The organism is Pseudomonas sp. PSB11, assembly GCF_014596605.1.
Lineage (GTDB): Bacteria > Pseudomonadota > Gammaproteobacteria > Pseudomonadales > Pseudomonadaceae > Aquipseudomonas > Aquipseudomonas umsongensis.
The window spans coordinates 246,357-266,706 of the sequence record NZ_NOIO01000005.1; the positions used below are offsets into that span (position 1 = coordinate 246,357).

At 61.0% G+C, this 20,350-nt stretch carries 18 protein-coding genes; 12 read left to right on the forward strand and 6 right to left on the reverse strand.

Translation table 11 applies throughout. The features are described 5' to 3' along the window. Positions 1–153 precede the first annotated feature (153 nt). The gene (locus CGA21_RS09320; protein WP_110751461.1) at positions 154–1,707 is read left to right on the forward strand and encodes an amino acid permease; all 1,554 of its coding nucleotides are present in this window, start codon (positions 154–156) and stop codon (positions 1,705–1,707) included. Positions 1,708–1,795: 88 nt separating this feature from the next. Here CGA21_RS09320 and CGA21_RS09325 read toward each other — a convergent pair whose 3' ends face one another. Beyond that, positions 1,796–1,951 carry a hypothetical protein gene (locus CGA21_RS09325; protein WP_188264066.1) on the reverse strand — a complete coding sequence of 52 codons (156 nt, stop codon included), beginning with the start codon at positions 1,949–1,951 and terminating at the stop codon, positions 1,796–1,798. 68 nt (positions 1,952–2,019) lie between these two features. On the opposite strand from CGA21_RS09325, the gene CGA21_RS09330 reads away from it, so the two are divergent. Then, a complete protein-coding gene (locus CGA21_RS09330; protein ID WP_188264067.1) occupies positions 2,020–4,146 on the forward strand; it encodes a TonB-dependent receptor family protein in 2,127 nt (708 codons plus the stop codon). Positions 4,147–4,417: 271 nt separating this feature from the next. Here CGA21_RS09330 and CGA21_RS09335 read toward each other — a convergent pair whose 3' ends face one another. Continuing rightward, positions 4,418–5,203, reverse strand: coding sequence for a FadR/GntR family transcriptional regulator (locus CGA21_RS09335; RefSeq protein WP_033043139.1), 786 nt, complete (start codon positions 5,201–5,203; stop codon positions 4,418–4,420). 162 nt (positions 5,204–5,365) lie between these two features. Between CGA21_RS09335 and CGA21_RS09340 the strand changes: the two genes are divergently transcribed. The 6 genes from CGA21_RS09340 (at position 5,366) to CGA21_RS09365 (ending at position 11,924) form a co-directional block, all read left to right on the forward strand. Then, the gene (locus CGA21_RS09340) at positions 5,366–6,676 is read left to right on the forward strand and encodes an MFS transporter (RefSeq protein WP_188264068.1); all 1,311 of its coding nucleotides are present in this window, start codon (positions 5,366–5,368) and stop codon (positions 6,674–6,676) included. 15 nt (positions 6,677–6,691) lie between these two features. Beyond that, positions 6,692–7,666, forward strand: a complete 975-nt coding sequence (gene denD, locus CGA21_RS09345) for a D-erythronate dehydrogenase (RefSeq protein WP_110751199.1) — start codon at positions 6,692–6,694, stop codon at positions 7,664–7,666. 10 nt (positions 7,667–7,676) lie between these two features. Beyond that, positions 7,677–8,969, forward strand: coding sequence for a 3-oxo-tetronate kinase (gene otnK / locus CGA21_RS09350; RefSeq protein WP_188264069.1), 1,293 nt, complete (start codon positions 7,677–7,679; stop codon positions 8,967–8,969). Next, positions 8,966–9,604: an aldolase gene (locus tag CGA21_RS09355; RefSeq protein ID WP_110751195.1), complete on the forward strand. Its 639-nt coding sequence runs from the start codon at positions 8,966–8,968 to the stop codon at positions 9,602–9,604. The genes otnK and CGA21_RS09355 overlap by 4 nt, the downstream gene beginning before the upstream one ends. 244 nt (positions 9,605–9,848) lie before the next feature. Further along, on the forward strand, positions 9,849–10,634 hold the full coding sequence (gene otnI / locus CGA21_RS09360) for a 2-oxo-tetronate isomerase (RefSeq protein WP_188264070.1): 786 nt from the start codon (positions 9,849–9,851) through the stop codon (positions 10,632–10,634). 120 nt (positions 10,635–10,754) lie between these two features. Beyond that, positions 10,755–11,924, forward strand: coding sequence for a GGDEF domain-containing protein (locus CGA21_RS09365; RefSeq protein ID WP_188264071.1), 1,170 nt, complete (start codon positions 10,755–10,757; stop codon positions 11,922–11,924). A gap of 9 nt (positions 11,925–11,933) precedes the next feature. Here CGA21_RS09365 and CGA21_RS09370 read toward each other — a convergent pair whose 3' ends face one another. Beyond that, positions 11,934–13,760 (reverse strand): alpha/beta fold hydrolase, encoded by a 1,827-nt coding sequence (locus tag CGA21_RS09370; protein WP_110751191.1) that lies wholly within the window; start codon positions 13,758–13,760, stop codon positions 11,934–11,936. After that, on the reverse strand, positions 13,750–15,480 hold the full coding sequence (locus CGA21_RS09375) for an FAD-dependent oxidoreductase (RefSeq protein ID WP_110751189.1): 1,731 nt from the start codon (positions 15,478–15,480) through the stop codon (positions 13,750–13,752). The genes CGA21_RS09370 and CGA21_RS09375 overlap by 11 nt, the downstream gene beginning before the upstream one ends. 261 nt (positions 15,481–15,741) lie before the next feature. On the opposite strand from CGA21_RS09375, the gene CGA21_RS09380 reads away from it, so the two are divergent. Further along, positions 15,742–16,077 (forward strand): hypothetical protein, encoded by a 336-nt coding sequence (locus tag CGA21_RS09380; protein WP_110751187.1) that lies wholly within the window; start codon positions 15,742–15,744, stop codon positions 16,075–16,077. On the opposite strand, the gene CGA21_RS09385 is transcribed toward CGA21_RS09380, so the two are convergent. Next, positions 16,064–16,585 carry a GNAT family N-acetyltransferase gene (locus tag CGA21_RS09385; protein ID WP_188264072.1) on the reverse strand — a complete coding sequence of 174 codons (522 nt, stop codon included), beginning with the start codon at positions 16,583–16,585 and terminating at the stop codon, positions 16,064–16,066. The genes CGA21_RS09380 and CGA21_RS09385 overlap by 14 nt on opposite strands. Positions 16,586–17,175: 590 nt before the next feature. Continuing rightward, complete coding sequence (locus CGA21_RS09390) at positions 17,176–17,391, reverse strand: hypothetical protein (RefSeq protein WP_110751179.1); 216 nt, start codon at positions 17,389–17,391, stop codon at positions 17,176–17,178. Between the two features lie 173 nt (positions 17,392–17,564). On the opposite strand from CGA21_RS09390, the gene lldD reads away from it, so the two are divergent. The 3 genes from lldD to CGA21_RS09405 all read left to right on the forward strand — a co-directional run bounded on the left by lldD (position 17,565) and on the right by CGA21_RS09405 (position 20,293). After that, positions 17,565–18,710: an FMN-dependent L-lactate dehydrogenase LldD gene (gene lldD / locus CGA21_RS09395; protein WP_188264073.1), complete on the forward strand. Its 1,146-nt coding sequence runs from the start codon at positions 17,565–17,567 to the stop codon at positions 18,708–18,710. 37 nt (positions 18,711–18,747) lie between these two features. Next, a complete protein-coding gene (locus CGA21_RS09400) occupies positions 18,748–19,515 on the forward strand; it encodes a metallophosphoesterase (RefSeq protein ID WP_188264074.1) in 768 nt (255 codons plus the stop codon). Between the two features lie 259 nt (positions 19,516–19,774). Beyond that, on the forward strand, positions 19,775–20,293 hold the full coding sequence (locus CGA21_RS09405) for a hypothetical protein (protein WP_020800054.1): 519 nt from the start codon (positions 19,775–19,777) through the stop codon (positions 20,291–20,293). The last annotated feature ends 57 nt before the right edge of the window (positions 20,294–20,350 follow it).

The following is a 20,350-nucleotide window of genomic DNA, read 5'->3' on the forward strand; positions in this document are numbered from 1 at the left end:
AATCGTTAACCTCCATCGCGAGCATGCTCGCTCCTACACAAAAGCAGGCAGGTTTCACCAATAGGAAACAGGAGCAGTACGACAAGGGGTTGAAAGCCAATCCATCCGGAGCGCCGGATGGCTGCGTATCAAAACCTGAAGGGGCACACGACAATGAACCCAGCAAGCCAGCCCGGCACCGACGCGCACGACGATGACGTCAAGGTGCTGCACAGCATGGGCTATGCCCAACAGCTCTCGCGACGAATGGGGGTTTTCTCCAACTTTGCGATTTCCTTTTCGATCATCTGCATCCTTTCCGGTGGCATCAACTCACTGGCCCAGGGCACCTCGGGCGCCGGCGGTGCGTCGATCGGTATTGGCTGGCCGATCGGTTGCCTGATTTCCGGCGTGTTCGCCCTGGCCATGGCGCAGATTTCCTCGGCCTACCCCACCGCAGGCGGCCTGTATCACTGGGGCTCGATCCTCGGCAACCGTTTTACCGGCTGGCTCACGGCCTGGTTCAACCTGCTGGGGCTGGTCACGGTGCTGGGGGCGATCAACGTCGGCACCTATTACTTCTTTTTCGGCGCCTTTGGCCCCACGCTGGGCATGGAAGACACCACCACGACCCGGGTGATTTTCCTGGCGATCCTCACCGGTCTCCAGGCCCTGTGCAATCACCTGGGGATCGGCCTGACCGCCAGGCTCACTGATTTCTCCGGCTACCTGATCTTCGCCACCGCACTGGCGCTGACCATCGTCTGCCTGATCTCGGCCCCCAGCTACGAATTCTCGCGACTGGTGACCTTCGGCAACTACTCCGGCGCAGCGGGCGGCGGTGTCTGGCCGGAAGTCTCCAACGGCTGGGTCTTCATGCTCGGCCTGCTCCTGCCGATCTACACCATCACTGGCTACGACGCCTCTGCCCACACCTCGGAGGAAACCCGCAATGCGGCCATGTCGGTGCCGCGGGGCATGGTCATGTCGGTGGTCTGGTCGCTGCTGTTCGGCTGGGTGATGCTCAGCGCATTCGTGCTGATGTTGCCGAGCATGGACGAAGCGGCCAAGCAGGGCTGGAGCGTGTTCTTCTGGGCCATGAATACCCAAGTCAACCCGCTGCTCAAGGACGGCTTGTACGTGGCGATTTTCATCTCGCAGGTGCTCTGTGGCCTGGCGACCGTGACCTCGGTTTCACGCATGATCTTCGCGTTTTCCCGCGATGGCGGCCTGCCTTGCTCCAAAGCCTTGGCCTCGGTTTCGCCGACCTTCCGCAGCCCGGTGGCAGCCATCTGGACCGGTGCCACACTGGCGGTGCTGTTCGTCTGGGGATCGTCGGTGATATCGATCGGCGAAACACCGGTCTACACCATCGTGGTCTCCTGCACAGTGATCTTCCTGTTCTTCTCATTCATTATTCCCATCGTGCTGGGCCTGTTTGCCTACGGCACCTCGAAATGGCCGACCATGGGGCCGTGGAACATGGGGCGCTTCTGGTACACGCTGTTCGCCCTGCTCTCGGTCCTGTCGATGGTGATCATTTTCGTCATCGGCATCCAGCCACCGAACGACTGGGCGCTGTACATCACCATCGGCTTTTTGGTGTTGACGGCTATCGTCTGGTTCGGTTTCGAAGCGCGACGCTTCCAGGGACCGCCGGTGGGCGACGTGATCCTCAAGCGCCAGGCTGAAATCGCGGCGGCGGAAGCGGCGTTGAACAAACGCTGAAACAACCGCGACTGCCTACCTGTAGGAGCGAGCATGCTCGCGAAAAACCAGAGGGCGCCGCGGGGCATCTGGTTCAACGCGTTATCGTTCACGACCATCGCGAGCATGCTCGCTCGTACAGTGAAGCTTGCGCCTGTTCGACAGTAGGCGCGTCCCGCAGCGCGACGACATGGACGGTCGCCATTTCACGCCAGGCTCGCCCCTGCCGATAAGCCTGATCCTGGCGCAACAGCAAAATCATCATGTGCTCCCTTCGTTCTTTCATGCGTCGCAGACTTCACTGCCCGTATCCCCCTGTCTGGAGTTTTCTCAATGCCCTCGCCCCAATCCCTGTCCGCCGCGTTGCTGGGCCTGGCCCTTGTCTGTCCGGCGATCGCCCAGGCCCAGGGCCTGGAGTTGGGGCAAGTGCTGATCGGGGCCGACAACCCGAGTGACGAGGACCAGGGGATCGAGGACGCCAAGGCGCGGCTCGAACAGGTACCCGGCGGCACCAACGTGGTCGACATGCGCCGCCCCCTGCAGGGCCGGGTAGCGAGCAATCAGGATGTGCTGGCTTATCAGCCAGGCATCTATGCCCAGTCGGCAGGCAATGAAGGCGTGAAGATCTCGATCCGCGGGTCGGGCATCAACCGTGCGCCGGGCGCCCATGCCTCGGGCCTGTACGCCATGCTCGACGGCCTGCCGCTGACCGGTCCCGGCGGCACACCCTATGAGCTGCTGGAACCGCTATGGCTTGACCATGTGGAGGTGCTGCGCGGCGCCAACGGTTTCGACCGCGGTGCCCTGGCCTTGGGCGGGGCCATCGATTACGTCAGCCATACCGGCTACAACGCACCGCGCTTGCAGGTGCGCTATGCCACGGGCAGCCACGGTTATCAGCAACGCCAGGTCAGCTCCGGGCAGGTGCTGGGCGATTTCGACTACTACTTGGCCTTGACCGACGCTCGCGCGGACGGCTATCAGGATCACACCGCCAGCGAGAGCCAGGGCGTCATCGCCAACTTCGGCTATCGCTTCAACCCGAACCTGGAAACGCGCTTCTACCTGCGCTACCGCCAGACCGACAACGACCTCGCCGGCCGGGTCACCAAACACTCCATCGAGCACGACCCGCGCGCGGCCAACCCTGCCTACGTGGCGCGCGACGATCGCCGCGAACAGCCGGGCAGCACCTTTATCGGCAACAAGACCACCTGGTTCATCGATGACGATTCGAGCATCCAGGCCGGCCTTGCCTACCATGACTACCCCATGGACTTGCGCGAAGGTCCCAACCGCCTGAAGGTGGCCTACACGGATGTCAGCGGCACCCTTGACTACAAGCGTCGCGACACCCTCTGGGGCCTGCAGAGCCAAAGCACCCTGGGCCTGCGCGTGACCAAGCACCTGCCCAACGCCGGCGCCAGCGAACAGGTGCGCATCCCCACCGGCAACACGGCCGGTTATGCGCCGGGCACGCCCATGCGCAACTTCACCTACCAGGGCTCGGACAGCGTCCTGCACGCGGGCAATGACCTGGAGATTGCCGACGACCTGTGGCTGACCACGGGCCTGGCGGCCATCTACACCCGCCGCGAAAGCGCGGTGACCTACCCGCAAGGCGGTGGCAAGACCAGTCAGGGCGACTGGGACTATGCCCCGCGCCTGGGGCTGCGCTACCAACTGACACCTGACCTGCAACTGTTCGGCAATCTCAGCCGTTCGGTCGAGGCACCGCACCCCTGGTCGCTGATCTACAGCTCCAACATTCGCTTCCCGGCCGGCAGCGGCCCCGCCACGGGTACCCAGCGCGATCCTATCGAGCTGCAAAACCAGACGGCGACCACCCTGGAGCTGGGCGGTCGCGGCGACAGCGCGATGGGCCAATGGAGCCTGGCCTGGTACTACGCCCAGGTGCGCCACGAATTGCTCTCGGTGTTGCCGGATGCCAACGCCACCACGCCTTACGAACTCAACGCCAGCCCCACCGTGCACCAGGGCGTGGAAGCCAGCCTGTCGAGTAACCTGTGGTCGGGTAACGATGGCGGTCAACTGAGCCTGCGCCAGAGCTATACCTTCAGTGACTTCCACTACGAGGACGACGAACGCTTCGGCGACAACCGCCTGCCAGGCCTGCCGATGCACTACTACCAGGGCGAACTGCGTTACGACTGGCCCCAGGGATTCTTCGCCGCGCTCAACACGCAATGGGTGTCCAAGGTCGCGGTCGATTACGCCAACAGCTACTACGCCGATCCCTACGCACTGTTTGGCGCGACCCTGGGCTACAACGCGCCCAAGGGTGACTGGCAGACCTGGGTGGACATGCGCAACCTGACCGACAAGCACTACGCCGCCACTGTCACGCCGGGCTACGACGACAAAGGGTTGGACGCGGCGCGGTCGACGCCGGGTGAAGGTATGGGGGTGTATATCGGGGTGTCGTGGAGCCTGCTGTAAGACATTGGCAGGAAGTCCGGCACCCATGAGTCAACGCCCTACGCAGCTTTTGTAGGAGCTGGCTTGCCAGCGATGAGGCCAGAAAGGTAAATGCAATATTCGAGGACGCCACCGCCGGCAAGCCGGGCTCCTACAGGCCAGCGGTGATCACGACGCCTCGCCCGGCGTTAACAAATACCGTAGGAACCAGGCTTGCCGGCGAAGCGGGCCGAAACGTCAGCGCAACATTCTACGCAGCCTTCGCCGGTAAGCCGGGCCGTTACAGATCAGGCTAAGAGGTTCTCGCCCCCGGATTCTGCCAGAACGCAGGATCGGCACTCTTGAGCCGCTCGACCGCATTGTTGATGTGGTTGAGGGCGGCATGGCGCGCGCCTTCAGGGTCTCGTGCGGCGATGGCTTCGTACACGGCAGAGTGTTCGACATGCACCGTCCTGGCCAGGTCGTGGCGGCGTTCCTCGTTGGAGCGGGTGATGCGGATCGCTTCCTTGATGTACTGAGCGATGAACTCGTGCAGTGACGGGTACAGCGGATTGCCCGTTGCCCTGGAAATGGAGTGATGGAACGCCAGGTCTTCCTCGACGCCATCGCGCCCCGCCTGCTCGGCGGCATCGATGGCCTTGAGCGCTTGGTGGATGGCCTCCAGTTGTGCTGGTGAATGCCGCTGTGCCGCCAATGCTGCTGCCTCCCCTTCTATACCGCGGCGCAGTTCGGTAACCCGCAATACCGCCTCGATCGAGCCGCTGACATCCAGGTCGATGGTGAACGCCTTGATGTGCGCGCCTTCGCTGACGACGGTACCGCTGCCTTGGCGGACCTCCACCAGCCCGGCTGATTTGAGGCGCGAGATCGCCTCGCGGATGACCGTCCTGCTCACCCCGAATCGCTCCGAGAGCACGGGCTCGGTGGGCAGGCGAGCGCCCGGCAGCACTTCACCATTGGCGATATAAGCCTTCAGGGCCGCCGTCACCTGATCGGACAGCGTGCCCTTGGCGGAGTCCTTCAGAACGGCCAGCGCCTCGGCGGAACAGGGGGATTTGTCAGGAGTGGGCATAGGCATCTCTGGGCTCAAATCGGTGAACGGTACTGCATTTTAGATCCGTCGTCCTCTTTGGATTCTGCGCCTTGAATTCGTATGACGTATTATGATAAAAAACCGATCTTCATGTAAGTCCGATAAAAACAACGTCACCCACTACAAAAATAAGGATGGGGGAAACACATGACTGAATCTGTGATTCAAACCGGTGCCATCGCGCCCGCCGATCGCTTCGAGGACCTTGCATATCGCAAAGCCGCGTGGCGGATCCTGCCGTTGTTGTTGCTGTGCTACCTCGTCGCTTATCTGGATCGGGTGAACGTGGGTTTCGCCAAATTGCAGATGTCCGACGATCTGCAATTTTCCGAAGCCGTCTACGGTCTCGGCGCAGGGATTTTCTTCATTGCCTATTTCCTCGTGGAAATTCCCAGCAACCTGATCCTGCATCGTGTCGGTGCGCGGTTGTGGATCGCGCGCATCATGATCACCTGGGGCATCATCTCCTCGGCCATGGCCCTGGTCAGTACGCCGATGTCCTTCTACATCATGCGCTTCCTGCTGGGCATCGCCGAGGCCGGGTTCTACCCGGGCGTCATCCTTTACCTGTCCTACTGGTTCCCGACCCATCGCCGCGGCAAGATGTACGCCCTGTTCGCCACGGCCGTGCCGCTCTCGGGACTGATCGGTGCGCCCCTGTCCGGCTGGATCATGAGCGCCTTCAACGGTGACCATGGGTTTGCCGGCTGGCAATGGCTGTTCTTCCTTGAAGGGCTGCCCTCGATTGCCGTCGGCATCCTAGTGATCTTCTGTCTCAGCGACCGCATCTCCAGTGCCGGCTGGCTCACCCAGGAAGAGAAAACCCTGCTGCAGACCCGTATCGACGCCGAAACCGCTGGCCATCAAACCCACAGCCTCAAAGAGGTGTTCCTGCAGCCGCGCATCTGGCTGCTGACAGGCATCTACTTCTGCATGATTGCTGGCTTCTACACCGTGGGCTTCTGGTTGCCGACACTGATCCGCCAGGCCGGCGTCAGCGATGTCTTGCAGGTCGGCATGCTCACCGCCATCCCTTATGCCGCCGCCGCGATGACCATGATCCTGGTGTCGCGTAGCGCCGACCGGTTGCGCGAGCGTCGCTGGCACCTGGCGCTGACTGCGGTGCTGGGCGGTGTCGGCCTGTTCATCTCTGCCACCTGGAGCGACAACTTCACGATTTCGATGATCGGCCTGACCCTGGGTTCCATGGGGGCCATGAGCACCCTGCCGCTGTTCTGGAGCCTGCCAACGGCCTTCCTCGGCGGCACCGCCGCAGCCGCCGGCATTGCCCTGATCAACTCCTGGGGCAACCTGGCGGGCTTCGTCTCGCCGTACCTGATGGGCTTCCTCAAGGACACCACCCACAGCACCACGATCGGCATGTATGTGATGGCAAGCGCGTTGTTCCTCGGCGCCCTGCTGGTCTTCAAAATTCCCGGAAAACTCGTCAACCGCTGACGTTTGGAGCAACTCATGAAAATTCTCGTGACCGGTGCAGCCGGCTTCCTTGGCCGCCGTCTGATCGAAGCCCTGCTGCTGCGCGGCTCGCTCACCGACCGTGCAGGCCAGCCCCAGCCCATCGGGCAAATCGTCGCCTTCGATATGGTCGCGCTCGAGGGCATCGATGATCCTCGGGTAACGGTGGTGTGTGGCGACATCGCCAACCCTGAAGTGCTGGACAGCCTTATCGACGCCAGCACCGACAGCATCTTCCATTTGGCGGCGGTGGTTTCCAGCCAGGCGGAGGCCGACTTCGAACTGGGCATGCGCATCAACTTCACCGCGACCCAGAACATGCTCGAACGCATTCGCCTGCTCGGCACCTGCCCGAAATGGGTGATGACCAGCTCCGTCGCGGTATTCGGCGGGCAACTGCCGGAACGCGTGCGCGATGATCAGGTGTGGGCACCGCAGAGTTCCTATGGCACGCAAAAAGCGATGAACGACCTGCTGCTCGCCGACTACAGCCGGCGCGGTTTTGTCGATGGCCGCAGCCTGCGCATGCCGACCATCGTGGTGCGCCCGGGCAAACCCAACCTGGCCGCTTCCAGCTTCGCCAGCGGGATCATCCGCGAACCGCTCAATGGCCAATCCAGCGTGTGTCCGGTACCCCTCGATACGCGGCTCTGGCTGATGTCGCCAGCGCAAGCGATCGCCAACCTGATCCATGGCCATGAACTGGCCGGCGAGCAGATGACCGAGGGTCGGGTGATCAACATGCCGGGCCTGTCGATTACCGTCGAACAGATGATCGATGCCCTGCGCGAGGTCGCTGGTACGGAAGTGGCCGCGCGGATCAGCCTGGAGCGCAATCCGGCGATCGAGCGCATCGTCGGTTCGTGGCCGGGGTCCTTCTGTGCCACCTATTCCCGGGACCTGGGCTTCACCGCAGATGAAGATTTGCGCGCTGTGATCAAGCAGTACATGACTGATTATCTGCCCGGATGAGGAACCCGACATGTTGAATGCCCCTGCCCGCCCTCTGCTGGGCTGCATCGCTGACGATTTCACCGGTGCCACGGACCTTGCCAACATGCTGGTGCGCGGCGGCATGCGCACCGTGCAAAGCATCGGCATACCCGGCGCCGAGGTTGCCGAACACCTCGACGCCGATGCGATCGTCATCGCCCTGAAGTCTCGCACCGTGCCGGCCGCCGACGCCGTTGAGGCGTCGCTCGAAGCGCTGCGCTGGCTGCGCGAACGTGGCTGCGAACAGATTTTCTTCAAGTACTGCTCGACGTTCGACTCGACCGCTGACGGCAACATCGGCCCGGTGAGCGAAGCCTTGCTGGAAGCGCTGGACAGTGATTTCACCCTGGCCTGCCCCGCCTTCCCGGAAAACGGGCGCACGGTCTTTCGTGGGCATTTGTTCGTGCAGGACCAGTTGCTCAGCGAGTCGGGCATGCAGCATCACCCGCTGACACCGATGACCGACGCGAACCTGGTTCGGGTGCTGCAAGCGCAGAGTCAGGGCAAAGTCGGCCTGTTGCGCCATGACACGGTGTCCAGGGGCGTGGGGAGCATTCGCGCCCGCATGACGCAGCTTCGCGCCGAGGGTGTGCGCATGGCGATCGCCGATGCCGTGTCCGATGCAGACCTGCATCTATTGGGCGAAGCCTGCGCCGGTCTTGCCCTGCTGACGGGCGGTTCGGGACTGGCGCTGGGCTTACCGGACAACTTCCGTCGGGCGGGTAAACTGCGCGACCTGGACGCCGCTCTAGTGCCTAAGGTTGACGGTGGCGAAGTGGTGCTCGCGGGCAGCGCTTCGCAAGCCACCAACGGGCAAGTGGCGAACTGGCTGCAGGCCGGTCGCCCAGCCTTTCGGATCGACCCTTTGGCCTTGGCGGCGGGAGCGTCGGTCATCGAACAGGCACTGGCCTTCGTCGCTGACACGGCGGAAACGGTGCTGATCTACGCCACCAGCTCCCCGGATGAGGTCAAGGCCGTACAACGTGAACTGGGTACCGAGCGCGCGGGGAATATGCTCGAGCAGGCCATGGGCAAGATAGCCAGCGGGCTGCGCCAGGCCGGTGTGCGGCGATTTGTGGTCGCCGGCGGGGAAACCTCCGGGGCCGTGGTGCAAGCGCTGGATATCCAGCTGTTGCAGATCGGTGCGCAAATTGATCCGGGGGTGCCCGCTTGCGTCAGCACGCCTGGGGAACCATTGGCCCTGGCGCTCAAGTCCGGCAACTTCGGTGGCCCTGACTTCTTCGCCAAGGCTCTGAAACACTTGGCGGGAGTTCAAGCATGAGCAACGAAAACGCCCTGCGCGAAGAAATCTGTGACGTAGGCGGCCTGTTGTACAGCCGTGGCTACACAGTAGGCAGTGCCGGCAACATCAGCGCCCGGCTCGACGATGGCTGGCTGATTACGCCCACGGACGCGTGCCTGGGCCGCCTGGATCCGGCCGCCCTCTCCAAGGTCAACCTGGCAGGGGAATGGGTCAGCGGCGACAAACCGTCGAAGACCCTGGCCTTGCACCGGGAGGTTTATGATCGCAACCCGGGGGTCGGCGGCGTGGTGCACACGCACTCCACGCACCTGGTGGCGTTGACGCTGGCCGGGGTCTGGCAGCAGGATGACATCCTGCCGCCGCTGACGCCCTATCAGGTGATGAAGGTCGGGCATATCCCGTTGATCGGCTATGAACGTCCCGGCTCGCCGAAGGTAGCCGAGCGGGTGGCGCAACTGGCCACCAGCGTGCGTGGGGTCATGCTCGAGCGACTGGGGCCGGTGGTGTGGGAAAGCTCGGTCTCGCGGGCCAGCTATGCCCTGGAAGAGCTGGAAGAAACGGCACGCCTCTGGCTGATGAGCAACCCCAGGCCGGCCCCGCTCGACCAGGCCGCACTGGATGAACTGCGCGAAGTCTTTGGCGTGCAGTGGTAACCCCTGTAAGAGCAAGCTTGCTCGCGATGGACGACAACGATAACTCGGGCAGCCTGACACCCCACAGCGCTCTCAAGCTCTTCGCGAGCAGGCTCGCTCCCACAAGAACTACGCGGTACCTGTAGGAGCAAGCTTGCTCGCGATGGACGCCAACGATTATGCGGGCAGCCTGACACCCCACAGCGCTCTCAGGTTTTTCGCGAGTAAACTCGCTCCTACAATAATTTCGATTTCAGGAGTCACCATGCCTCGTTTCGCTGCCAACCTCAGCATGCTCTACCCGGAGCACGATTTTCTCGACCGCTTCGCCGCGGCCGCCGCCGATGGTTTCCAGGCGGTGGAATACCTGTTCCCCTACGACTACAGCGCGCAACAACTTAAACAACGATTGGACGACAACGGCCTGGTCCAGGCCCTGTTCAACGCCCCGCCCGGCAATTGGGCGGCAGGCGAAAGAGGGGTCGTCTCCTTGCCTGGCCGTGAAGCGGAGTTTCGCGAAGGTTTCGACCAGGCCCTGGAATATGCCGCGATCCTGGGCAATGACCGCATCCACGTGATGGCCGGACTGCTGGCGAACGAAGCAGACCGTGCCCGACACCATGAGACTTACCTGGAAAACCTCAGCCACGCGGCCACGCAAGCGGCCAAAGTCGGCATCACCGTGTTGCTGGAGCCGATCAACACCCGCGACATGCCGGGCTTTTTCCTCAACCACCAGCATCAGGCCCAGGCAGCCTGCAAAGCCGTCGGCCGGGACAATCTCAAGGTCCAGTTCGACATCTACCACTGTCAGATCGTGGAAGGTGACGTGGCGACGAAGCTGCGTCGGGATATCGCCGGCATCGGCCATATCCAGATCGCGGGTGTGCCGGATCGCCACGAACCGGACCTGCACAACGAGCTGTATTACCCCTACCTGTTCGAGCTGATTGACAAGCTGGGCTACAGCGGTTGGGTGGGTTGCGAGTACCGGCCGCGCGGCAACACCAGCGAAGGCTTGCAATGGATGCGCGATTGGCAGGCCCGCTGAATCATTAATGCGCAGCGTGGGATCCCGCAGCAGCTTTTTCAATGCGTCGGGATCTGCGAAAAACCAGCCCAGCCTTTACAATCACGCCTTTCATCGCAGATCAGAAAGGTTTTTCAGGCTATGGCGCTCGACCCTCCCACGATGTTGACGATTTCGATCGCCCTTGCAGCCGCCGCCGCGCTGTACCTGGCGATCGAATGGCGGAGCATTCGCGAACCCTCGCTGCTGTTCTGGAGCGCGGGTTTCGCCACCATCACCCTGGGGTCGACCCTCGCCTTGCTGCGCGGGGCCGGCCTTCTGCTGGTCGGTATCTGGTTCGCCAATGGCCTGCTGGTGGTGGCCCACTGGTGTTTCCTGCTGGGCGTCGCGCGCTTCACGCAGACGCGGCTTTCGCGTGCCTGGTACCTGATCTTCGTCGCCTGGGTGGCCTTGCTGTTGTTGCCCGACGAGCCGTCGTGGTCGAAGGTCATGCTGCTGGCCAATTCGCTGCTGGTGGCCCTGGTGACACTCAGGGCCAGTTTCCTCCTGCGTCCCCATGGCAAGTCGTTGAGCGTGGGGGCGGTGCAACTGCGCTATGTGCTGCTGGTCCATGGACTGTTCTATCTGGCCAAGTCGATCACCGCCATCGTTCCCGGCACGCTGATCGATCTTGCCGCGTTTCGTGGCGAGATCATTCAGATTTCCCTGGTCGAGGGCGCGATGGCGATCATGCTGATCGCCTTGTCCATGACCGGTACCGAACGCTACAGGCGCGAGAAGCGCATAGCCCGGCTGGCCGCCCGTGATCCATTGACCGCCCTGTACAACCGCCGCGCCCTCGAAGTGCGAGCAGCGCGCCTGCTCGATAACGTCTCCACGGCAAGACCCGGTGCCTTGCTGTTGATCGATATCGACAACTTCAAACAGGTCAACGACCTCTATGGCCATCTGGCTGGCGACCGCCTGCTCATCACGCTGAGCGAGATGATCCGTTCGATCCTGCCTGAAGGCGCACTGGCGGCGCGGTTGGGTGGTGACGAATTCGTGATCCTGCTGCGCAATGCATCGAATGCGCAAATCGTCGGGCTGGGCAACGCGCTGCGTGAGCAGTTTCACCGCGCTGCCGCACAAACGTTTGCCACCCCTGCCGCTGTGACCCTGAGCATCGGCGCCAACCTGTTCGACCATCCGCCAGCGAGCCTCGCGGCATTGATCGAGCAAGGCGATGCGGCGCTTTACCAGTCCAAACGTGGCGGACGCGACAGCATACGGTTGGTCGATCAGACCTTTGCCAGCAATGAATCGCTCTGATTTACAGGCCTAATAATCAGGGAAATCACTCTGATAACACACTGGCGAGCTAAATTCTGCCTGTTCCTTCGAGTCCCGCACCGGACGAGCATTGGCAGTCAGGAACTCAAGAATATGGGGAAAGATATCGCGATCAACATGGGTGCCCATGAACACGTCCTGATGCCCGTACCCTGGAATGACGCGCAGTTGATGACGGCCTGGCACCCTCTGCTCGAGCCTGGCATGGCAGAGGATGTTGGAATCACTGAACACATGATTCTCCTGGCCCGTCATGAACAGGACAGGTGTTTCAATCTCGTGAGCATACGCCATGTAGTTGTCGGGTAACGCGCTGTGCTCTGTATTCAATGGGTCATACTTGACTGCGGTGTTGTCCGCTTTCACCATCTTCAGCACATGGCGGTAGTAATGCACACTCGTCGGGCCATAGAGGTCGCCCCCGCGCCGGTGGGTGATGTCTGCGAGGTTCTTGTGGTTGTAGAGCGCCGGGCTGCCGGCACCCCACATGAGACTCAGCATATGGCACGCAGGTACATCGCACTCGCGGTGAAAACAGCTCGTGACTTTGCCCATGATCTTGCCAAGGGTCAGCCCTGGTCGCTCACTGAACAAAGGGTCCAGATAGGTCATCCCCAAAATGTACTCGGTCACGAACGGCGCGATCGTCAGTTTGACCCTGGACCAGCCGGGGACCCGTGGTGTCAGTGCCGCGCTATTGGCCACAACGCTGCTCACACCCGTCACAGCCTTGCCGAAAAGACTCATGGTAAAGGACACGGCCCCCAGACAATGGCAAATGACATGGATCCGTACCGACGACCCCACCGCCTCCCTGATCCGCTCAAGCGCTGGCGGGTAGTCAAACAGGGCGACGTCGTCCATCGTGTAGCGGTGCCGCAGCAAGTTGTAGGGCAAGCGATTGCTCATTCGGCCATCGAGCGTCCAGATGTCGGTAAACCCATGGTCCAGCAGGTAGCTGACGAGGTTGTAGTGCTCCGGCATGATGAACATGTCGCTGGAAGAGGTCAGCCCATGTATCAGCAGCACCACGTCATCGCACGCGGCACGCGTGAATCGGAGCATTCCCAATCCGAGTTTATCGGCCGTGGTGATGGCGTGGTGGGTGCACTGTGCATCCGGCACGCCTTCTGTGGTGAACAGCGCAATCTCCCGCTCGTACCGAGTGTTTGTCAGCGAAAAATCGGGGCGACCGTACACGCCCCACAGGTTACCCAGAAAGAAGCGACCGAAGCGTTCCAACGCTGCCCAGCGCTTGGACCTGGTGGCGGCGAAACAACGAAACGTCGCCATCTGCTTCATGAAATCAAGCGCGCCCAGGTGCATGATGCCTGCGGCAACAACATCAGCCTTCGAGTCATCTGCCGGTTCCACGTGCCCACGGAGAATCGACACGTAGAGGGTCGTCGTGTCTGACCACAGGTCAGGACCAGGGTCATCGAAAATGTCTTTATGACCTGCAATCGTCAACGGCTCGTTCTGCCGGTTGCGCACGAACAAACGGTACAACATCTTTTTGCGCAGGCGATCACCGACACTGTCCACGAAGAGGTTGAAGCGCCCCCTCTCTACAGGCACACGACCACCCAGCAAACCACAATTGAGGTGACCAGCCGCATCGGCCTGGTGCAAAGGCGAGTCTATGAAGCGCTCGACGTCATCAATGCTGATAGTGAGCGTAAAGGCGATAGAAGACGAGACGCCTTTACCTGCTTCATAGCCACTTTGGAAGTCCTTCTGCCCTGCGCCTGCATACCCTTTCATGGTCTCGGTAAACTGCAGTGACGACGTGGCCGAACCTTTGTCATTGGTCATGGCGCAGGCCCTCCTGCGGGGTGTTGCTACCGTTCCTGCGATCGATGATGCCCTGGGCAATGAGGCGCGACATCGCTGCAATGGTGAGACTGGGATTGGCGCCGACGGGGCCGGGCATGATCGAGCCGTCGGCGATGTAGAGATTGGGATAATGGAAGACTTCACCATCAGTACCGACCACCCCCGAGTGGGCATCCTTGCCCATCGGACACCCACCGAGCGGGTGAACGGTAATGATGCGTTGCAGATATCGGGTCAAGGGATTTGAAGCGAGCGTGCCCCCCATCTCCACGGCGATCTTGCGACACCATTCGGTCAGCGTATCGAAGCACTCGGCCGAGTGGCGCGACGTCCAGTCAACATCCAGATAAGCGCTCCCGCGTTGCGCCTTGCGCAGCCTCAGACGACCATCTGCCTTATCACACCCCATGCCCAGTAGCGGGAGGGAACTGCTACTCAACGCCGCTGGCCCAAGCAGCTTCGCTATCTCGAAACCGAACTCGCTGCGCGGGCTGGCCGACCACCATGCGTGGATCCGGTTGATGACGAACCGCAGCGCTCGCGGCATGACTCCACCCATGTCGCTCGCTTCGACCAACCAGTTGACGAACTCCGGATAGCCGGCGTCCTGGATCATGCCTCCCCGCCCCGGGCCGAAGTCGATTTGTGCAGACGTCGTGATTACCGGGCCGCGGCTTGGATCGAGAACGCGTGGTTGCGGCGGGCGGGAGGTGCCGTCGCGGCAGCGCATGACAAAGGCCAGGAGGTCGCCGTTGGTTGAGTATCCGCTGCCAAGCAGGTGGCTGATTCGCGGGAAGCGATGGTGGTTCTTGAGCAACAGATAGCTTGTCCCCAACGTCCCGGCGCAGAGTATCAACCGATCACAGGTCATCACATCAAGGGGCAAATGACTCGAAGGCATTTGAGCCAAAGGTGTGTGTCGAACGTATGAGACCTCGTAGCCTCGCGAGGGATCGCTGTGATCGATCGGGCTGATACTTCGCACTTCGCACAGCGTTCGACAATCCGTACCCAAGCGTTTCGCCGCACTGAGGTAGTTGAAGTCGAGTGAATTCTTGCTTCCATAGTTACAGCCAATATCGCATTCACCGCAGTGCCTGCAGGTGGAACGAGGTGCGTTGTGCAGGTTTGGCTCGGTCTCCCTGATTGGCTCGCCCATGGCCGGCCGTCTGCCTGGATTGGCAAATGACACGCCCAACAATGGGTAATATGGATTGAGCCCGACCTTGGCAGCCGCCTCAGCGAACGCTCGCGCCTTGGTCGTTGCCTCCTTCGGCAGATCGCTTGATGGATACACCTGCCCCCCCAGCATCCGCTCGACTTCTTCGTAATGCGGTTCGAGCGCCGTGTAGCTCAAGGGCCATGGCCCCCGCGCCCCACCCGCCAGGTCACGCTCGAACCATGCCGCAGGTTTGCGAATCAGCACGTTGGCGTAGATCAGGGACCCGCCGCCCAGCCCACTCGCCACCACGGCCTCACTCTTGCGGAATGACCAGAGGTCAAACATGCCGTAGAGACGCTCGCTGGGGTCCCAGAAATTGCGCGCCACTTCACGCGGGCTGCGCGGAAAAGAGCCTGGGGGAAAGGCCTGGCCACGCTCCAGCAGGCAAACCTTCATTTTGGCTTTAGCCAGTTCGTAGGCCATTACCGATCCACCGAAACCAGAACCCACAACCACCACGTCAAAATGTTCGGACATGTCTTCACGCTCCGGTGGATGAGTTTACGTGGCAGGCTTGTGTATCCAGCGTAGACGACCAGCCGCTTGGAAAAACCAGGAAAGGCATCTCTGACAGACGAAAATCGCCGAATGAAGGTATTTACCTGGGGAAAAAGCTCATTTCATCTCATTGCTGTAACGGCGGTTCCTAGCTACTTGCCAGTCACCCGACCTGTTCTACACTGCGCAAAAGTCTCGCGCAAAACCAGTGGCTCACTGCGCTGGCTGACGGGAAATGACATGAACGAAAAAAAATCGCCGGTCAGTTTGAATGAAGATATCTGCGTGCATGTCTTTACCGCTTCAGCGGCCATGGTGGGCGTATGCATTACGGTCATCGGTATTTTCCAGGTGGTTACCACGCTGAGAAGTGAAGACTCCCTGGGTGATGACTTTCTTGCGATAAACGCCATCCTGTATTTGATTACCACGCTGCTGTCCTACTGGGCGTTGCGCACCAGCAACGTGAACCGCAATCACTTCCTGGAAAAACTGGTCGACATTCTTTTCCTTATCGCCTTGACCTGTACCACGGCCATTGCAGGGTTCATCACCTGGGCGATCACTGTGCATTAGTGTCTGGAACAAGCGCGCGGACGAATCGGCATTCGGCTTCCGGTTCTTCGTTGCTGCGGGGTTGTTCAAGCTTGAATCCGCACCGGGACAGCACTTTTTTTGAGCCCACATTTTCCTTGAATACATAAGCCACCAGTTGCGTCAGTTGCCAACGCGCCTGCGCTTGCTCGATCAGATGCCTGAGCGCCTGTGTCGCCAGGCCCTGCCCGCAGGCGTCGCGACCGATCCGATAGCCAACCTCTGCGCAACCGGTCGATGGGTTTATGCCTTTCAAGTTTGCCCGCCCTACAATTGTTCCGCTGCCGTCCTCAATAACAAACGGATGCCAGGTGCCGATGGCAAAACCGGACAAGTAGCCTTCGATATGTTCGGCGACGCCTTGCGATGAGTAAAAAGAAGGGTCGCGCGCATCAATATGCGATTCGAACCATGCACGGTTGTGGATTTCGAAGGCCAGCAAGGCGTCCGCATCCATGCTGTTCAGCTCGCGGATCCTGAATCTGTTCATGCATCAACTCTCCTGTACATGAGGCCAAGCGTGAATGCCCGGCGCAAGGGGGTGGCGGAACAGAAGGATGCGTGGCCCGATAGTACTGGAGAGGATGACGGGGCAAGCCTTGTTTGGTGACATGGCGACGTCCTTATCGACAATGAGGCTCGCATCATACGGCGTTTGAAATGGCAGGGCGATGTCGCCTCGTATTCTTCCTACAGATATTGCCTGGATCGTGGACAGCCGCGGGAGATTGGTCGACTGTCAGGCCGCCTTCGCGGGCAAGCCCGCTCTCACAGGGGATCGGTATACCTGCAAAATCCGGTTCTGCGCAGTGGGCAATCCTGTAGGAGCGAGCATGCTCCGGGCGGCGTTCCGACGAAAAACCTGAGGGCACCGCGGGGTGTCAGGCTCCCCCGTGTCATCGTTGACTTCCATCGCGACGGTGCGACGATTCGACATGCTCGCTACTAAAATTCGGCAACCCAACAACCATTTCGGCTGACGCCATCTTTGGTGAGACCACCTTGCGCCAGGAGTGGACGGATGACGTGACCTGGATCGGCTGCCCCCTGGCACCCTTTCAGCAAGTTGACGGGCGCCCCTCACGCCAACTTGATCCCACCCCCCTGAATCTCATCCCGCGCAATCCGCAAGTCAATGGCGTCCTGGTTGAGTCGATGAATCAGGTTGAGCAAGCGTTGGCGCAACACTTCGTCCTTGAGCTGTTCAGCTGCACGCATCACATCCAACGCCGCGCCTTCATTGTTGGTGGCGACGGCGTCGAGCAGTTTGCGCAGGCTTCTTGATGGCCGATTCATGGGTCGTTCCCTGAGTTTTGGTTGAGGCGGATCATAGGCGCGTTATGTTTCGTCCATGTTGCAGCCACAAAAGGTTTGAATGGCATTTTCTGCAGGGATGCGATTGCATGGGCTAATCTGCGTTCACGCTCGACAGACGTCACCGTCCCTCATCAGCCCGAGGCATCGGCCATATGATCATTTCGTCCGCATCCGATTATCGCGAGGCAGCGCGGCGCAAGCTCCCGCGTTTTTTGTTCGACTACATCGATGGCGGAGCCTATGCCGAGCATACGCTGAGGGCCAACAGCGCCGACCTGACGCAGGTCAGCCTGCGCCAACGTATCCTCAAGAACGTCGAAGCATTGAGCCTGCAAACCACCCTGTTCGATCAACTACTGTCGATGCCCATCGTGTTGGCGCCGGTAGGCCTGACGGGCATGTTCGCCCGCCGGGGCGAGGTGCAGGCGGTCAAGGCCGCCGAGAAAAAAGGCATCCCGCTGTGCCTGTCCACTGTCTCGGTGTGCTCGATCGAAGAAGTCTGCGCCAACAGTCGGCAGCCCATCTGGTTCCAGCTGTATGTGCTCAAGGACCGGGGCTTCATGAGAAATGCGCTGGAGCGCGCCAAGGCTGCCGGCGTGCAGAACCTGGTGTTTACGGTCGATATGCCCACGCCCGGTGCGCGCTATCGCGATGCCCATTCGGGCATGTCCGGTCCCTATGCATCGTCGCGGCGCATGCTGCAGGCCATGACCCGACCCGACTGGGCCTTCAATGTCGGCCTGCTGGGCCGCCCGCATGACCTGGGCAATGTCTCGAAGTATCTGGGCAAGGCGGTTACGCTCGAGGACTACATCGGCTGGTTGGCCAACAACTTCGATCCCTCGATCAGCTGGAGCGACCTGGAGTGGATTCGCGATTTCTGGAAGGGCCCGATGATCATCAAGGGAATTCTCGACCCCGAGGACGCCAGGGATGCGGTCAGTTTTGGCGCGGACGGCATTGTCGTCTCCAACCACGGCGGACGCCAGCTGGACGGCGTGCTCTCCACGGCCCAAGCCTTGCCGCCCATCATGCAAGCGGTCGGTGATGACCTCAAGGTGCTGGTCGACTCGGGGATTCGCTCGGGGCTGGATGTGGTGCGCATGTTGGCACTGGGAGCAAAGGGAGTGCTCCTGGGACGCTCCATGGCTTATGCACTGGCAGCCGATGGTCAACGCGGGGTGGAAAACATGCTGGATATTTTCGCCAAGGAAATGCGCGTGGCGATGACCTTGACAGGTGTCACCGCCATCGACCGGATCGACGAGTCGATTCTGGTGCGTCATCCTCTCAAGTAACCAGCCGACGACGTTCAATCCTGTCAGGAACCGTTCCATGCGCATCGCCTTGCTTTCCGATATCCACTTGTCCGTAGACGCCATGCCATTCCCGGCTGTGGAGGCCGATATCGTGGTCCTGGCCGGTGACATTTCCCGACCGGCCGCGGCCATCGACTGGGCCAGGTCAAGCCCGGCGCCGGTATTGTACGTGGCGGGCAATCACGAATTTTATGGCAGTGACCTGATCTCTACCTACGAGCAGTTGCACAGGTTGTCGCAAGGCACTCCGATCCACGTCCTGGAACGCACCGCATACGTTCATCACGGCGTACGCTTCCTGGGCTGTACCCTGTGGTCAGACTACCGTCTCTTCGATCGAGCGGAAGATCGGGCGCAGGGTATCGACATGGCCACCCGGCTGATCCGCGACTTCAGCCGCATCAAGGTTGCGCCTGACTTCCCAGACCTGTTCACGCCGGCCCTTTCCCAGATGCTGTTCATGCAGACGGTCGCCTGGCTGGAAGAATGTTTTGCCGCCGACCCCGGCATCCCCACGGTGGTGATTTCCCATTTCGCGCCGACACGGTCGAGCATCAGCCCGGCGTTCGCCGATTCGCCGATCAACGCAAGTTTCGTCTCAGACCTGCAGGCGCGGATCGAGGCGTGGCAGCCCGCGCTTTGGCTGCATGGCCATACCCATGGCAGCTTCGATTACCGGATCGGCGACACCCGGGTCATCTGCAATGCCCGGGGCTATGCCAAAGAGGGCGTCAATGAAAATGCTCGATTCAATGCCGCCCATGTGATCGAGCTGAACCTGTGAAACCCGTTGCCATGCTCGGCTGGCGGCCCCTGCCCGCCTCATACCAAAGCATTACCCTGCTACACCCTTGTCCAGTGGTCGCGAGCAATGTTTACCCCTACATTGCCAGTACCTGAAGGGCACAGTGCCATAAACCCTGTGGGCCCTGCTCATGGACTCGGCGCAAAAAGCGTATCGCACCGCGCAATGCTGGATTTAGAATCGATCGTGGCCACCCCCACTCGCCCCCTTCGGCAGTTTCGCCAACGGACATAGACCCATGGACATCGCACCCCGTTTCATCATTCATGAAACCGCCCACTGGATCCTCAACCACCATATGTCTTCGGCGCTCCCCGGCTATCTGGTGCTGGGCACCCGGCACAACGCCAATTCGCTGTCCGACCTGCCCGAGCAGGCCTTGGTGGAGATGGGCGTGCTGCTCGCCAGCATCCAGAAAACCCTGCAAGCGGAGTTGAAGCCCAAGTGGCTCTATATCAGCCGCTTCGGCCATGACCCACGCTTCCCCATCCATTTTCATTACATACCGGTCTACCAGTGGGTCGAGGACCAGTTCTGGGAGGATGAGCGCTACCGGCTGCTGGAAAACTTCGGCACCAGCGCCGCCGCGCGTACACTGACCGATGGCGCTGAAATGACCCTGTTCATCTGGCGTGAATTTGGCGAGAACTCGCAACTACCGGCCATTGAAGGGCCTTCGATCGACCAGGTCATCGACCATTTGCGCACCTGTTTCAATCCGGTGAACCAGCGCCTGCGTCTTCAAGTCGATCGCTGACTTCGACGAGCGCGGTGCTAACATGACGGGCGTACCCGGATGCCTCACTCAGCGCAT